At 48.7% G+C, this 15276-nt stretch carries 16 protein-coding genes and 8 tRNA genes; 6 read left to right on the top strand and 18 right to left on the bottom strand.

Annotation, left to right across the window (positions count from 1 at the left end; translation table 11 throughout):
* Positions 1–24: 24 nt before the first annotated feature.
* Together PG862_RS09650 and PG862_RS09645 are read right to left on the bottom strand one after the other, a co-directional pair.
* Positions 25–270, bottom strand: coding sequence for a (2Fe-2S) ferredoxin domain-containing protein (locus tag PG862_RS09650; protein WP_107000475.1), 246 nt, complete (start codon positions 268–270; stop codon positions 25–27).
* A gap of 304 nt (positions 271–574) precedes the next feature.
* Positions 575–1189 (bottom strand): HAD family hydrolase, encoded by a 615-nt coding sequence (locus PG862_RS09645; RefSeq protein WP_118468125.1) that lies wholly within the window; start codon positions 1187–1189, stop codon positions 575–577.
* Between the two features lie 188 nt (positions 1190–1377).
* Here PG862_RS09645 and PG862_RS09640 point away from each other — a divergent pair, with 188 nt between their 5' ends.
* On the top strand, positions 1378–1713 hold the full coding sequence (locus PG862_RS09640; RefSeq protein WP_022358984.1) for a cyclic-di-AMP receptor: 336 nt from the start codon (positions 1378–1380) through the stop codon (positions 1711–1713).
* A gap of 149 nt (positions 1714–1862) precedes the next feature.
* Here the strand turns inward: PG862_RS09640 and PG862_RS09635 are convergent.
* The 9 genes from PG862_RS09635 to PG862_RS09595 all read right to left on the bottom strand — a co-directional run bounded on the left by PG862_RS09635 (position 1863) and on the right by PG862_RS09595 (position 7055).
* Positions 1863–1946, bottom strand: a tRNA-Leu gene (locus PG862_RS09635).
* An 11-nt stretch (positions 1947–1957) separates the two neighbouring features.
* Positions 1958–2037 (bottom strand) — tRNA-Leu (locus tag PG862_RS09630).
* Positions 2038–2317: 280 nt separating this feature from the next.
* Positions 2318–2390, bottom strand: a tRNA-Ala gene (locus tag PG862_RS09625).
* A 103-nt stretch (positions 2391–2493) separates the two neighbouring features.
* Positions 2494–2566 (bottom strand) — tRNA-Thr (locus PG862_RS09620).
* Between the two features lie 234 nt (positions 2567–2800).
* Positions 2801–3565, bottom strand: a complete 765-nt coding sequence (gene rlmB / locus PG862_RS09615) for a 23S rRNA (guanosine(2251)-2'-O)-methyltransferase RlmB (RefSeq protein ID WP_022358985.1) — start codon at positions 3563–3565, stop codon at positions 2801–2803.
* Positions 3566–3584: 19 nt separating this feature from the next.
* The gene (locus PG862_RS09610) at positions 3585–4022 is read right to left on the bottom strand and encodes a Mini-ribonuclease 3 (protein ID WP_107000477.1); all 438 of its coding nucleotides are present in this window, start codon (positions 4020–4022) and stop codon (positions 3585–3587) included.
* Positions 4007–5416, bottom strand: coding sequence for a cysteine--tRNA ligase (gene cysS / locus PG862_RS09605; protein ID WP_270707236.1), 1410 nt, complete (start codon positions 5414–5416; stop codon positions 4007–4009). Before cysS ends, PG862_RS09610 begins: the two co-directional genes overlap by 16 nt.
* An 18-nt stretch (positions 5417–5434) precedes the next feature.
* The gene (ispF, locus tag PG862_RS09600) at positions 5435–6010 is read right to left on the bottom strand and encodes a 2-C-methyl-D-erythritol 2,4-cyclodiphosphate synthase (protein ID WP_107000479.1); all 576 of its coding nucleotides are present in this window, start codon (positions 6008–6010) and stop codon (positions 5435–5437) included.
* A 97-nt stretch (positions 6011–6107) separates the two neighbouring features.
* Positions 6108–7055 carry a diacylglycerol/lipid kinase family protein gene (locus PG862_RS09595; RefSeq protein WP_233430198.1) on the bottom strand — a complete coding sequence of 316 codons (948 nt, stop codon included), beginning with the start codon at positions 7053–7055 and terminating at the stop codon, positions 6108–6110.
* A 241-nt stretch (positions 7056–7296) separates the two neighbouring features.
* Between PG862_RS09595 and PG862_RS09590 the strand changes: the two genes are divergently transcribed.
* The 5 genes from PG862_RS09590 (at position 7297) to PG862_RS09570 (ending at position 8536) form a co-directional block, all read left to right on the top strand.
* Positions 7297–7369, top strand: a tRNA-Val gene (locus PG862_RS09590).
* 18 nt (positions 7370–7387) lie between these two features.
* Positions 7388–7461, top strand: a tRNA-Met gene (locus PG862_RS09585).
* An 8-nt stretch (positions 7462–7469) separates the two neighbouring features.
* Positions 7470–7542: transfer RNA gene (locus PG862_RS09580), tRNA-Val, on the top strand.
* A gap of 18 nt (positions 7543–7560) precedes the next feature.
* Positions 7561–7634: transfer RNA gene (locus PG862_RS09575), tRNA-Met, on the top strand.
* Between the two features lie 236 nt (positions 7635–7870).
* The gene (locus tag PG862_RS09570) at positions 7871–8536 is read left to right on the top strand and encodes a phosphatase PAP2 family protein (RefSeq protein ID WP_270707235.1); all 666 of its coding nucleotides are present in this window, start codon (positions 7871–7873) and stop codon (positions 8534–8536) included.
* A gap of 288 nt (positions 8537–8824) precedes the next feature.
* Here PG862_RS09570 and PG862_RS09565 read toward each other — a convergent pair whose 3' ends face one another.
* The 7 genes from PG862_RS09565 to PG862_RS09535 form a co-directional block, all read right to left on the bottom strand.
* Positions 8825–9844, bottom strand: a complete 1020-nt coding sequence (locus PG862_RS09565; RefSeq protein WP_107000480.1) for a glycosyltransferase family 2 protein — start codon at positions 9842–9844, stop codon at positions 8825–8827.
* Between the two features lie 14 nt (positions 9845–9858).
* Complete coding sequence (locus PG862_RS09560) at positions 9859–10452, bottom strand: hypothetical protein (RefSeq protein ID WP_022359370.1); 594 nt, start codon at positions 10450–10452, stop codon at positions 9859–9861.
* Between the two features lie 171 nt (positions 10453–10623).
* A complete protein-coding gene (locus PG862_RS09555; RefSeq protein WP_270707233.1) occupies positions 10624–11904 on the bottom strand; it encodes a D-alanyl-D-alanine carboxypeptidase family protein in 1281 nt (426 codons plus the stop codon).
* A gap of 69 nt (positions 11905–11973) precedes the next feature.
* Positions 11974–14046, bottom strand: coding sequence for an aminopeptidase (locus PG862_RS09550; RefSeq protein ID WP_270707231.1), 2073 nt, complete (start codon positions 14044–14046; stop codon positions 11974–11976).
* Between the two features lie 127 nt (positions 14047–14173).
* Entirely contained in the window at positions 14174–14500 is a 327-nt protein-coding gene (locus PG862_RS09545; protein WP_107000483.1) for a hypothetical protein, read from the bottom strand.
* The gene (locus PG862_RS09540) at positions 14481–14948 is read right to left on the bottom strand and encodes a VanZ family protein (RefSeq protein ID WP_107000974.1); all 468 of its coding nucleotides are present in this window, start codon (positions 14946–14948) and stop codon (positions 14481–14483) included. The genes PG862_RS09545 and PG862_RS09540 overlap by 20 nt, the downstream gene beginning before the upstream one ends.
* A 106-nt stretch (positions 14949–15054) precedes the next feature.
* Entirely contained in the window at positions 15055–15204 is a 150-nt protein-coding gene (locus PG862_RS09535; RefSeq protein WP_022359365.1) for a hypothetical protein, read from the bottom strand.
* Between the last annotated feature and the right edge of the window lie 72 nt (positions 15205–15276).

The raw sequence follows: 15276 nt of genomic DNA, 5'->3' as shown, positions 1-15276 counted from the left end.
CTTTTTGCCGTTATATGTAAACGATTACGCGTTCAGGCGTCCCAGAATCTCCTTCTGGAAAAATTCTTCGGTTGTCTCCGGTTTTACGGAATACAGTTCTCCGTCTATCGTCACACAGACACCTTTACGGCAGTTGCCGCTGCAGAAATCTCCATTTAAATCTACCTCACTGTCCAGATGATTCTCTGAAACCAGCTTCTGCAGCTTCTGGATTACCTCACGGGATCCTTTCAGATGACAGGCACTTCCGATACAAATCGATACTCTCATATAATGACCTCCTCACTATCCGTTATAAAACAGACGCAGCCTTTCACCGGAGATTCCCGGTCAAAAAACTGCCTGTTCACATGCATCTTCCAGGGGAATTTACTAAAAATGCATCTTTCCCCATTCTTCTTCATTATCTCATATTGTGATATTATTATCAATCAAATTTCTTGCTGATTTTGTATTTTTTTTAGACCATAAGTGCCTGATTCCAAAACCTTTTCACTTTCTTTTCATCAGCTTATGACTCTCCCGGTGTTTTTTAGGAAAATAATCTTTTTATCGGCCACCTTGCACTGCTTTTCTATAATATTTCCATCTCCTCCATGTACGCCCGCAGCCTCTCCACATTCCCGTCCGCAAAACAGTAACCATCCATGCCGCAGCCCTTCGCGCTATCGATGTTATCCTGACGGTCATCGATGAAAAAGCATTCTTCCGCTTTGAGATGAAATTTTTCAAACAATCTCTCATAGATCGCCGGATTCGGCTTCGCCAGCTTCTCCTCCGCTGAGACAAGCGTGCCATCAAAATATTCAATGCCCGGAATCTCATACTCGAACACACGCAGGCGCACGGAACAATTCGAGCAGAGGTAGATGCCGCAGCCCTTTTCTTTCAGTTCCTTCACCAGCTCTCCCATCCCCGGCTTTGCCCAGATGTTGTACTCATGCCAGTGTTCCAGACTTTCCTTCGCCAGCCAGCGCAAATGTTCATTTGGCAGGCGTTTCTGCACCCGCTCCAGCGCCTGTGCATCCGTCAGCGTTCCCTCGTCTAAAAGCGACCACTCCTTCGAATCAAACAATTCGCGGCGCATCCACTCCACATCCTCCGGATTATCTGTGTACTCCCAGCACACCTTGACCGGATCATACTCCAGTAAAACCATTCCCATATCAAATACTATATTTCGAATCATACTTCTGCCTTTCTCTCATCCCGCAAATCTGCCACCATTCCTGCGGCAGATGGAATTTTCAGTCCAAAAAATTCTCACCTGCAAGCAATCATAATCATTTATATTTTAACATAAATTTCTCATTTTTTTATTTCCATTTTCATAAATTAATGGTACAATAATAGAAAATTTTTCAGGAGGTACCGCTTATGAAAATGATTATCGCAATCATTGGCAGTGAGGACGCCGATGATTTAGTATATGAATTAAACCAGCACTCCTTCTTTGTCACCAAGCTTTCCACGATGGGCGGCTTTCTGAAAAAGAAAAGTACAACCCTGATGCTCGGTGTCGAAGATGAACGCGTCGAGGACGCCATCTCCATCATCAAAAAAATGTCCGGTGCCCGCGAGCAGCTTGTATACACGCCGCCGACCATGGCCGGAAACTGCTGCCCGACCGTCAATATGACCGTTCCGATGAACATGAAAGTCGGCGGAGCAACCGTATTTGTAATAAATGTAGAAGAATTTCAGAAATTCTAATTTTTTGATTTATATTACAAATCCGAATTACAAAAGGGGCTTTCGCTTGCGCGTCTGCCCCTTTTTGATTCCTTTTATAGAAAAAGAAAAACTCCCGGAGAAATCATCTCTGGGAGTTCCACGCTGCACTCAGGTTCTGCAGCTAATCATGCAGAAGAAGGGACTTGAACCCTCATGATGTTGCCATCACACGGACCTGAACCGTGCGCGTCTGCCAATTCCGCCACTTCTGCGTAATTTCTAGTGCGGGCAACAGGACTTGAACCTGCACACTCTCGTACCAGAACCTAAATCTGGCGCGTCTGCCAATTCCGCCATGCCCGCTTGCTTGTCTTTCTGACTCACAAGTGAATTTATTATAACATAGGGTAGTTCAAAATGGAAGAGCTTTTTTTATTTTTTTGAATTTTTTTGAAAGTTCTTTTAGAAAAAAATGTGCGGCAAATTCATCCATTCTGAAAGTCCGTGTGTTATTTCGTATAATACTTTTCCTGAAAACATATTCCTAAAGCCGGCTCCTTTGTTTCGTTTTAAACTTTCCAAAAAAAACAAGAAAGCCTAAAAAACAAAGGAAAAATCCTCATTTTCTAAGCTTTCTCTATCATGGAGACAACGGGATTCGAACCCGCGACCTTTGCGTTGCGAACGCAACGCTCTCCCAGCTGAGCTATGTCCCCGTCCAAACTGTTATCATTATAGCACAACTGGAATGAATTGCAAGTAGAGAATAAAAAAAACGGAAACCCTTGTAAATCAAAGGCTTCCGTTCTTTTCTAGCAGAGCTGCTGACGGGAATCGGACCCGTGACCTCCGCACTACCAATGCGACGCACTACCGACTGTGCTACAGCAGCATCTTTTTGTTTTCGGCTCATCTCTAAGCCTCGATTAGTTTATCATGATACAATCGTTTTGTCAACGGTTTTTTTGAATTTTTTTTATTTTTTTAAATTTCCCGTTTTTTTCATCGGATGCCTCCGTTTTCATTCGCAGACATCCGATTCTCATTTCCTATCTTTTCATATTTTTATATGATTCCAACGGGGAGGGGAGTAGCGGAATCGGTTGCCCGATACCTTTCACTTACCCTACATCATTCTCTGACGCACAATCTCATATGCCAGCACACCAGCTGCCACCGATGCGTTCAGGGAGTCGATATCTCCCTTCATCGGGATCGATGCGATGAAATCACATTTTTCCCGCACCAGACGGCTGACACCTTCGCCCTCATTGCCAATCACCAGACCGATCGGTCCTTTTAAGTCGAGGCGGTACATGCTCTCTCCGCCCATATCGGCGCAAACAAACCAGAGTCCTCTCTCTTTCAGCTCCTCGATCGTGGCTGAAATATTGGTTACCTTCGCCACCGGCGTATAATTCAGCGCTCCCGCCGAGGTCTTAGCAACCGTCGATGTCAGTCCCACTGCGCGGCGTTTCGGGATGATCACGCCATGTGCGCCTGCCAGATTGGCAGTACGGATGATCGCACCCAGATTATGCGGATCCTCAATGCCATCCAGAATAAAGAGAAACGGCGGCTCGCCTTTCTCTTCTGCCAGCTTTAGCATATCTTCCACCTCTGCATAGCGGTATGCCGCTGCCTGTGCAATCACGCCCTGATGCTTGCCGGTCTCAGAAAGCTGGTCGAGTCTCTCCTTCGCCACATAGTGGATGATCGTATTCTGCTTTTTTGCCTCTCTCGTGATCGTCTTGACCGGTCCATCCTGGCAGCCATCCAGCACAAACAGCTTATCCACCGTCTTGCCCGAACGGAATGCCTCTAAAACGGCGTTTCTGCCTTCGATCATCGTCTCTTCAAATCTATTTTCCTGCTTATTTTCCTGTTCCATCTATCTTCCTCATCATGATTTATAACGATATTAATTCTCCCATCTGTTCCAGCCCTTTTCCCAGAAGTTCTGCCATCCTGTCAAACTGCTCGGTCAGATAGAGATAGCCCATCAGCGCCTCAAATCCGGTCGCCATCCGGTAATCCTTCATCGTCGCGTGCTTCGGCATCGTAAAAGATTTCGCATTGCGTCCGCGTCGGTATGCCGCCTTCTCCGCATCCGTCAGCTCTTCCTCCAGAAGCAGATAAAAATGTGCCTGTGCGTCCGCCTTGACCAGGTTCGCCGTCTTCTTGTGCATCTTGTTGACCTGCATATTGCCGCGGTTCATGACAAGGGTGCGGATCGCCAGCTCATAGACCGCATCGCCGATATACGCCAGCGCCAGCGGGGAATACTCCCCCGCCTCAACATGTTTTAAATGCAGCGCTTCCTTAAACGCATTTAAGCCCGTTTCCATTTGACGCCCTCTCTCGTATCTTCCAGAATAATTCCCATATCGAGAAGCTGTCCACGGATCTCATCCGCCAGTGCGAAATTCTTGTCTTTTCTCGCCTGCTGGCGTTTTGCGATCAAGTCTTCTACTTCGCTGTCCAGAATCTCTTCCTTCTTCTCCGTGATAATACCGAGCACATCGCAGAGTTTGTCCATCGTCTCTTTGACATAGGAAACGTATGCCTTCGTCGATGCTTCCGAAATCGTGGAGTTGCTCAGGCGTACAATCTCAAAAATGGCTGAAATCGCATCTGCGGTGTTGAAATCATCGTCCATCGCCGTCTCGAACTTCTGAACCAACTCCTCGACTGCTGCCTGATTCTGCTTCTCCTCCGCCGTCATCTCGCCCTCTTTCGCTGCTTTCAGGCAGTCTGCCTGATGCTCTGCCGCAGTGCGGATGCGCTCTAAGCTGTTTTTCGAAGCTTCCATCAAATCCGCGCTGAAATTGAGCGGGCTGCGGTACTGGGCGCTCAGCATGAAGAAACGCAGAACCTGCAAATCGTATTTCTCACTGATCTCACGCACGGTAAAGAAGTTTCCAAGAGATTTGGACATCTTGCGGTTATCGATATTTAAGAATGCGTTGTGCATCCAGTAGTTGGCAAAAGTCTTGCCGTTCGCGCACTCGCTCTGCGCGATCTCATTTTCATGGTGCGGGAAGATCAGATCCTCTCCGCCTGCATGGATATCGATGGACTCGCCAAGGTATTTCTTGGACATCTCGGAGCACTCGATATGCCAGCCTGGACGGCCCTGGCACCACGGAGACTCCCAGAACGGCTCTCCTTCTTTTTTCGGTTTCCAGAGAACGAAATCGGTCGGATCTTCCTTGCCTTCCTCGCCGGTTACCTTGATCTCACGGAAGCCGGACTGCAGATCGTCCAGATTTTTATGGGACAGTTTTCCGTACTCTTTAAAGGATTTGGTGCGGAAATAAACCGTGCCGTCAGCTGCCACATACGCATGTCCTTTTTCGATCAGCGTATTGATCATCTCGATCATACCGCCGATCTCCTGAGTCGCCTGCGGATTCTTCGTCGCCGGTTTGACGTTCATCATCTCCATATCTTTTTTGCACTCTGCGATATAGCGCTTGGAGATCGTCTCCGCATCCACGCCCTCCTCAATGGCTTTCCTGATGATCTTGTCATCCACATCAGTAAAGTTAGATACATAGTTTACTTCGTATCCTTTGTACTCAAAATACCGGCGGACCGTATCAAATACGATCATCGGTCTTGCATTTCCAATATGAATAAAATTGTAAACGGTCGGTCCGCACACATACATCTTAACCTTGCCCGGTTCGATCGGCACAAACTCCTCTTTTCTGCGGGACAATGTGTTGAAAATTTTCATAACCTCATTACTCCTCTTCTATTTTAAATCTGCTTCCGGTGCTGCCTGACAGCCGCCACAGCCGCCGCATCCACCGCAAGCCGCTGCCTGCGTCATCATTTCACTATCATAACAGTAATTCTCCACTTCCGTCAACAGGGTAATCGCCTGTGAGGAAATGCCCTCGCCGCTGCCTGTAAAACCAAGCCCTTCCTCGGTCGTCGCCTTGACACTCACGCGGCTGACCGGAAGCCCCAGCGCATCTGCAATATTTTCTGCCATCTGTGGGCGGTATGCAGCCAGCTTCGGGCGCTGCGCAATGATCGTGGCATCGATATTTTCAATCACATAGCCGCGTTCCTGCAGAAGTTTCCCTACCTTTTTCAGAAGCTCGATGCTCGACGCACCCTCATATTCCGGATCCGTGTCCGGAAAATGCTGTCCGATGTCGCCCAGTGCCGCCGCCCCTAAGAGCGCATCCATCACCGCATGCACCAGCACATCCGCATCCGAATGTCCCAACAGCCCCTTCTCATACGGGATCGTCACGCCGCCTAAAATCAGTTCCCGATCCGGAACAAGTTTATGCACATCATATCCCTGTCCTATTCTCATCGTATTCCAGTTCCTTTCTTGGTCATTTTGTAACTGTCCGGACTGCCCGCAGTTACTTTATTTGATAAATTATTTTATACTTTTGAAAAATATACACTTATCCAACAATTTTTAATTTTCGCTCAATACAGCGGACTTCCAGATTGCTCTGGTACTGACAGCTCTCGCCGTCCACGTGAACTGCCATCGGGCGTTCCGTGTAGATCTGGACCTCCCGGCAGCTGAAGCACCGAAGCCCCCGGTTGTGGGAGCGCCGGAACAACGCCCGGAGCAGAGTTCCAAGCACCTGCCGCTTCGAGGCATGGCTGACAATGCAGACCTCCAGGTTGCCGTCGCTGCTGTCCGCCTTCGGCGCAAACCAGAATCCGCCACCCTCGCAGGGTTGAATCTGTGCACTGATAAAATAAATATAATTAAATTCCACCCGGCGCGTTCCATCGAGCAAAATATATCCCCGGATCGGTTTCGCCTTCAAATACTGTATAAATCCCAGTATCCGGTACGACAATCGCCGCAGATGAATCCGGTTGCAGATATTTTTGATCGCCGAACGCTGCATATGCTGGCATACCTCCGCATCCAGCCCGATCCCCGCGCTGACGATAAAACGCCGATGTCGGAGCACATCATCGCCATATGCAATCACACCATAATCGATCTGCCGGATCCGCCGCGCCTTAAAAATCCGGCGCAGTCCACGCATCGGTCTTCTCGAAAGCCGGAGCCCGCGCGCCAGATCACTGCCTGTCCCCACCGGAATATAGCCCAGCGTCACCATGTCGCAGGAAACGATTCCGTCCACGACCTCATTCATCGTCCCGTCACCGCCCACGACCACAATCACCCGTGCCTCCTTGCAGTGGGACGTCAGCTTCCTTGCATACTCTGTCGCCTGCCCCGCATATTCTGTCAAATATGCCTGATACTCAACCCCGTCCCGCACAAGCCGCTGCTCTATTTTCTTCCATATCTTATAGCCGCGGTCACTCTGTGAAGCGGGATTAATAATGAAATAATACATTACTCCATCCTCATATTTTGCCATAACGTCCCCTGCTTTCCGAAAATACAGAAACTCCCCTGCTGGGCCGTTATATTTTATCTTTTACCCTGCCAGAATACCTGTCACAGGATACAGCGCCATTACAATTTTGCATGAGATAAGTATACCATACTTCCTTTTAAATGATAAGAAAATTTCTATAAATTATTTTCTCAAAAGTGTTGACAATCTTGAAAATTTATATTATACTTGCAAAGCAGTCGTGATTTGTGCGAGTGTCAGCGGGATCTTAGCTCAGCTGGGAGAGCATCTGCCTTACAAGCAGAGGGTCACAGGTTCGAGCCCTGTAGGTCCCACTTTTCTAAATTTAATATGGCGAGATAGCTCAGTTGGCTAGAGCACGCGGTTCATACCCGCGGTGTCGAGGGTTCGAATCCCCCTCTCGCTATTTTATCTGGGATCTTAGCTCAGCTGGGAGAGCATCTGCCTTACAAGCAGAGGGTCACAGGTTCGAGCCCTGTAGGTCCCACTTTTCTAAATTTAATATGGCGAGATAGCTCAGTTGGCTAGAGCACGCGGTTCATACCCGCGGTGTCGAGGGTTCGAATCCCCCTCTCGCTATTGATGAAGCAGCTTGCAGTTGAGCAAGCTGTTTTTATTTTACTTAAAGTCCCTGTCCATCCATAAAATTTTTGTTTAACAAATTTCACATTCCATAACCTTTTTCTTAATATTTATAACAATCCCTATTTAGCCTTGAAGTTGGCGGGTGAGTGTGCTATAATCAGACGAACTTGGAGAGATGTTAAAATAATGTTAATTTATTTATGATAAAAAGAAAATCGAGGTTGATTGATATGAAACATTTTCTGAAGGAACTCCTGAAGAAATACGGGCATATATGGATTCTGGGATACGGATTTATCTATCTTCCGTGGTTTATGCATCTGGAAAAAACCGTGACCTCCAATTACCATATCATGCACTCATCGCTGGATGATATGATTCCGTTTAATGAATACTTCGTCATCCCATATTTACTGTGGTTCGCCTACGTGACCGCTGCGATTGCATACCTGTTCTTCAAGAACAAGGAAGAATATTACCGGTTATGTGCATTTTTATTTACCGGCATGACGCTGTCACTCTTAATCTGCACCCTGTTCCCGAATGGAACTGACCTGCGGACCGCCGTAGACCCGGACAAGAACCTCTGTTCCCGTCTGGTCTATATGCTCCACCAGGCTGACACGAACACGAATGTATTTCCAAGCATCCACGTGTACAATTCCATCGGAACCCACATCGCGGTCATGAAGAGTGAGTCTCTGAAAAAGCACAAAGTAATCCGGATTCTTTCCGGTATCCTGATGGCCGCTATCTGCATGGCAACTGTCTCGCTGAAGCAGCACTCGATTCTGGATGTCGCAGGCGCGATTCTTTTAAGCGCAGCTATCTATCCGTTAGTATATGCGGGAAGCACGCAGGAAGAGACAGAGAACGAACCGGAATATATTCGATAAAGGATTTCTCAAGACAAGTAAACATAAGCTGGCGCCAAAGTATGACAGGTGCCAGCTTTTTATCTGCGATAAATCCCCCTGCCGCAGCCATTACGAAAACTAGGTCTCTAACATTCATCACGTGGTAATCCCTTATCGAATCATATCTAAGTGATTGACATAGAATCAGAAAATCCGACCATCTGGAAACACTCGACTTTCCAGACGATCGGATCTTTTAATTTCACTTTTATGATAGATTTGATTTCGTTTTCTAATCCATATTATTTCAATTTTTATAATGAATTTCTAGTTAAACCCATAAAACTTCTGCGAAATCTTATAGCAGGCGATCGACACCTTCCGTCCGCCTTTTCCCGGCAGGTTTACGCCCTGTCCGAGGAAGCCCCAGCGCAGGCGCATATACAGCGTGAAATTCTGCTGTTTCAGATACTGCCACAGTTCTTTTTTCTTCTTCAGATTCTCCTCTGTCTCCGAGCGAATCGCCAGAATTGAAGTAACTGTCATCATGATCTCCAGATAGCGGACCATGTAGTGGCGCAGCTTTGGATTCTTGATCTTGGTCACATCGTAATATCCCAGCATCAGCTTCGTGACGAGTATCTGCTGATCAATACGGCTGATCATGACTTTTTCATTGACCGACTGATCGTCGCGTCCGATGAAATAGCGGTAGAAATTCACATCCAGGTAGTACATGGATTTTACGTGTGGAAGCGGCTGATATACAAAAATATTATCCACGTAGAACGTATGCTTTGGCAGTTCCAAGCCGCAGTTCCGAAGCATTTCCACACGGTAAATGACCGAGTGCATCAGGATATACTGTCCCAGGCGGAAGCCTCTTGCACCGTTCCAGTCGATGAGCTGGCGTTTTGGGAGCGCCATGTTGTAGTTCATGACCTTTTTGTGTTTTGCGCCCTGTTTTTCATAAACGAAGTTGGTAATCAGCATATCCAGCGTCACATTGTCATGGACAAATTTGCGCAGCGTATCCAGAACCTCCATATATGCCTCTTCGTTGACCCAGTCATCGCTGTCCACGACCTTATAATAGACGCCCGTCGCATTGCGCAGTCCCGCATTGACGGCCTCGCCGTGACCACCGTTTTCCTGATGAATCGCCCGGCAAATTCCCGGATAGTTTCTCTCATACTCATCGGCAATCTCCGCCGTATTATCTTTTGTGGAACCGTCATCCACGATCAGGATCTCCACCTCATCGCCGCCCGGCAGCAGGGATTCGATGCAGTTACGCATATATGCCGCCGAATTGTAGCACGGAATCGCTACCGACAACAGTTTCATTGGTTTATTTTCTCTCAAAACTCCAGTTCCTCCATCTCTTTGTTGACCCGATCCTCACAGGAGCGCATGGCAAGAATCGTCTGTTCCATCAGTTTGTCTAATTCCCAGCCAAGCTGATCAGCCCCGCGTCGGATCACGTCTCTGGAACATCCAGCTGCAAATTTCTTGTCCTTAAATTTCTTCTTAAGACTTGAAAGCTCCATGTCCTTGGTGCTCTTGGACGGGCGCATCTTCGCCGCCGCCCAGATAAGCCCTGTCAGCTCATCGGCTGCAAACAACACCTTTTCCATCTCATGTTCCGGAGCCACATCCACCCGTATGCCGTAGCCGTGGCTGACAACCGCATGGACTAAATCTTCCTCTGCGCCTCCGTCGCGCAGAAGCTCCGGTGCCCGCTCGCAGTGTTCTTCCGGATAAAGTTCAAAATCAATGTCATGCAGCAGTCCTGCCATGCCCCAGAATGCTTTTTCGTCCCCGTATCCCAGCTGCTCGGCATACCACTCCATGACGCCCTCCACGGTCAGTCCATGTAAAATATGAAATGGTTCTTTATTATACTTGCGAAGGAGCGCAAGCCCCTGTTCCCTGCTCAGTGATGTCTGTTTCATCCTCCGTGCCTCTCTTTCTCTTTCCACGTTTCCGTGTCCGGATCCTTGATTCTCAGTAATTCACACTATCTATAGTTATAACAAAATTAACCAGCAAAATAAAGCAGATTTTTGTAAAAGTATTGTGAACAAGTCGTTGCTGTTCACGCATACGTGCCCAGTAATAACAACTCAAACTCCCCATGTCTGCCACATTGACTGAAATTCTCTTTCAAAATAAGTTACGCATCGTCTTAAACACCACCCATAATCAATCTTCTCCACTGTTTCTGCCGCATAGATCGGATAAGCAGCCACCTGCTCGTCATTAATATAATAGGATGCCTGCCCGACCTCCTGTCCTTCATGAACCGGTGCTTCCAGCTCGGTCGGGTACTCATAACGGATGTCTGGCTTCTCGTCCGCGCGCAGAAGCATCAGAAACGTCTGTTTTTCCGATGGCAGATTCAGTGTGAGCGCCGTCGTTCCTTTCACGCCCCGCCTCACCTCCACCTCCGGAAATGTTTTCTCCCGGTCAAATATATCATACCAGTTATATGTATCAAATGCATACTGATCGAGTTTCCGCATATCCGCCCATTTGTACGTCTTGTGCGGCGGCCACCCGCAGCCGAGAAGCGCCACCGTAAATGCTTTTCCCTCTTTTTTTAACGCCGCCACATAACAGTACCCGGCTTTCCCGGTAAATCCTGTCTTGCCCGACAGCACCTCCGCGCACTGGCTTAAAAGCGCGTTGTGGTTTGCCAGGTAAAATGAACGGTTTCCCGACTCATCCTGAATCGTCCGTGATGCCGTACGGGTAATTTCCAGAAATGTTTCGCGGCACGGCGACTGGAACGCGCAGTAGCGCATGATCCGCGCCATATCCGCCGCCGAAGCGCTGTGTTCGTTTCCATCCGCATCCGCAACGTCCAGACCGTTCGGTGTCACGAAACAAACATTCTTACATCCTATCTCCCGCGCTTTCCGGTTCATTTTCTCCGCAAATCCTTCCACACTTCCCCCGATGTGCTCCGCCACCGCCACGGCGCTGTCGTTGTGGGATTCCAGCATCAGGGAATAGAGTAGATCCGATAGGTGGTACCGCTCCCCCGCTCGCATATTGAGCTGGACATCCGGCATGGAGGCCGCTTTCTCTGATACCCCGACCCAGTCATCGGGATTTCCCTGTTCCAGTGCGAGAATGCAGGTCAGAATCTTCGTCGTGCTTGCCATCGGATAAGCGGTATCCGCATCTTTCTCCGCCAGAATACGCCCACTGTCCGCATCCATGAGAACCCAGGCGCGGGCGTGAAGGGTCTGTTGTAGAGAAGTCTCTTTCTCTCCCAGAATCTCTTTATTTTCTATGTTTTCACGAACAAAAACCGCCCCGCCGACCGGAACCAACTGAATCATCGCCAGTATACTTCCTGCCAGCAGAACGGCTATCCATTTTCTGATTCTATCTCCCATCCGGCTGCTCCGGAATCCCTTTTCAGGAGATTATATGAGAATAAACCTGTTTTCTATGACTTTTTCTTTTTATTTTTCCAGCGGCTCATTCAGCTTCTCCGTCCCCGACAGCGCAAACCGTCCGCCCGCGATGATCTTTACACTCGTTCCATCTGGATGAATCGCCTCGATCGTATCCAGCTCGGAGTACGGGATTGTAATGTCCGTATGGCAGCCAAAATATGCCTCCTGCGGGTTTTCTTTGCGTTTTGCTGAAATCTCATTCTCACGCGCCACCATCTCGCGTCCATCCGGGTTGAAGACCGGGCAGTCCTCCATCCAGCTGTAGCAGGTATCGCCTACCGCAAAGTGCGGTCCCATCTTCTCGGCAATCAGAATCGGGAATTTGTCGAGAATGCCGTAGCGCAGCGCTACCTCATACGCAGTTGTGTTGGTGCCAATCGCAAACTCGCCCATCGGCAGCGTCTCATGGTTTTTGAGGATCATCTGTTTCACTAACGCCTTATTTTCCTCTTCCGTCTCAAAGTTTTTGCAGGTATAGGAGACAGCGATACCATTTTCAAACCGGATTTCCAGATCTTTGAACTGAAATTCCCCGATATAGACGCTGCCGACATGCAGAAGCCCGTTTGTCCCAGCAAGCTGCGGGGAGGTAAAGACTTCTCCAACCGGAATATTTACATCCGCCACGCAGTTTTCGAAATTCGACTGTTTCGTCGGCTCAGCAAGCGTGTGAAGCTGTACGGTCAGATCGGTGCGGTTGCCGCCGCGTCCGCTGATGTGGACTTGCGATGCCTGATCCAGTTCGTTGATCATGATCTGCTGGATGTCGCGGTACAGCTCATAGTCCAGCGTATTGATGCGGATCGTCTCCTTAAAAATCGCCTCAAACTCCGCTCCGATCTCCGGAAGCGGGAATGCAATGATTGTGAAGCTCGTCTCCGTTCCCGGAATATACGCGTCCACAATCTGCATCGCCTCATTGCTGTAGGATAACAGCAGTTTCTCCTGTTTTTCACTTAAAGAAAAGGCTGCTGCTGCATTGACCGGCTCAAATCCGGCCTCGCCGAAGGTTTCCACAACTGCCGGACCGGCATATACCGACGCCAGATCCTTGTATGTCTCATATGCCACCTTCAAAATAGACAGTTTCCGCTCACGAAAGGCCTTGTCCAGGTAAACCGCATTGTCGTAGCGGTGATCATACTCGTACTGGCGGTTCGCCGGTGTGCCATAGTAACCGTTCGTGCGCGCCGCCATCCGGTTCACCGTGCCGATGGAGGCGCGGGCAATGATCGGCTCCAGACCGAGTTCGCGGAAATTTTCCACTGCCATCCGGATCATGCGCTCAAATCCGATGTGGTAACGGATCTGCACCGTTTTCTTGCCCTCATAGCTGCGTCCGGTCGCCGCAAATCCCTTGCGGTAGCCTTCTGTGTAGGTATCTGCCATCCGGCGTACCGTCTCCTCCGGCAGCTCATTCATAAAACGTGCCGTCGCAAGCTCTGTCTCCGAGATATATTCGCCAAACCGGTACAGATAACGCAGATCGTTTAAATCACTGTCCATGATGATCGATTTTCCGAAATCCAGCGACGGATCCAGCGTCTCACGCACCCGCCACGGAAGCATCCTGTCACAATAATCACTGACAAAATAGTAGAGCGGCTCGCGAAGCTCCGCCACCTCCGGCGTCCCGTCCTCAAACAGGTTGTAAACCTCAATAAACAGTTCCTCCAACACCGTCACATCCACCAGACGGCTCTCATAGGCGTAAACGATCGCGCTGCGGATCTCCGTATAGAGAAATGACAGCCACGGACCATAGTCCTCTCCCAGCTCTTTTGCCGCATAGTCCGGGTTCGCAAAGCTCTTTCCATACGCCCCAGGAAGTATATCCGCATAAAGCGTCCGGTTAAATTCTGTTGCCTCTTTCTGGCTCATCGCCGCCAGCGTCCCATCCATCTGTTTCTGGAAGGTTTCTTCTATCAGCTCGATAAACTGGACGGTGCGCTCAAAAAATGCCCGGTATGGCTCGCCAACCGTCGCTTCTTCTTTCATATGGCCGATGCGCTCCATCGCGAGCTCATGGCGCTCCGCAACCGCCTCATTTTCTTCTTTCAAAAGTTCCCAATATTTCATGTTCAGATATTTCCCTCCTTCTGCCATCGCCAAATTTCACTTTCAAACCACGCCCGCCGCAAAGGCTCTTACCGGCGTTCCATTGGTCCGGCATTCCAGGCAAGCCACGCATAAAAACCATTCATTCTTAGCCCCGGATGCCAATCAAAATCGTCACAATCCACCAGATGACCAGAAGCCCCGACAAAATCGTACCAATTTTCGCGAATATATAATTTTTTTCTTCTTCTTTAAAAGATTTCCATCCGTACATCAGCGACGCCACGGAAAATAATATGCTCGAAAAGCACATCGACAGCGCACCGACCGGCGTATTGCCCTGGCTGCGGACACTGAATGCCATCCCTGCCACGCACAGCAGCAGACCGACTCCCGCCAGTCCCAGACAGAGATAGCCGTGTTCCGCCATCGGCTTGCGGATATAAGAAATCCGGTTATCTGTTTGACGTCCCATGCAGACACCTCCCAATTGCACGTGTAATCCACTGGCAGAGGTAGCCAGCAATTCCACCTAACGTATTTAAAAACATATCATCCACATCAAAACTTCCCACCTTGAATACGAGCTGAATCGTCTCGATGCTCAAAGTCAGAAGGAAGCTCAGAATCAACATCAGGTACCATTTTCCAAATCTCGGACTGATGATCGGCAGGAAAAATCCAAACGGCATGAAGCACACCACGTTGCCAGCCGTATTTAACAGGAACGCTTCCGTCCCCACTATATCACGATAAATATAAAACCGTTTGATTTCCTTAAATAAAACGAGATTATAGGCATACTCCACATGCGGCGCGCGCCCGAATCCGTCCGAAAAAAACATAAAATATATAAGAAGCACCAGGTATGCGACAAAGAATATCCAGCACACCTTCTGATGCGTTTTTGTCCGTTTCCACATAATTCCCCACATAAACTGCCAGAAATGAGAAAAACCGTACACCGTCCCCGGTCATACGGTTTTTCTCTTTCGACTGGGCATATCTGCCCTGTTTCAAATCCAATTTTTAGAATGTAATATCTGATTTGCGTTTCAGTAAAAACGCACCGCTGACGATCGCCATCACACCGGCTGCCAACCCTACCGTGATGATCACGCTTCCAATCACGATATTAATCACACCGGTTCCCTGCATCGTTTTGTAGATCTTTTCCATATCGATCCGCTCCTTCTTACACTCCGTCGCATGGCATTTCCCATTTCAAGCATGCCGCTCCGTGAACCAAAT

Source organism: Clostridium fessum, assembly GCF_027698965.1.
Classification (GTDB): Bacteria; Bacillota; Clostridia; order Lachnospirales; family Lachnospiraceae; genus Otoolea; species Otoolea fessa.
This window is presented reverse-complemented; position numbering and strand designations above follow the sequence as displayed.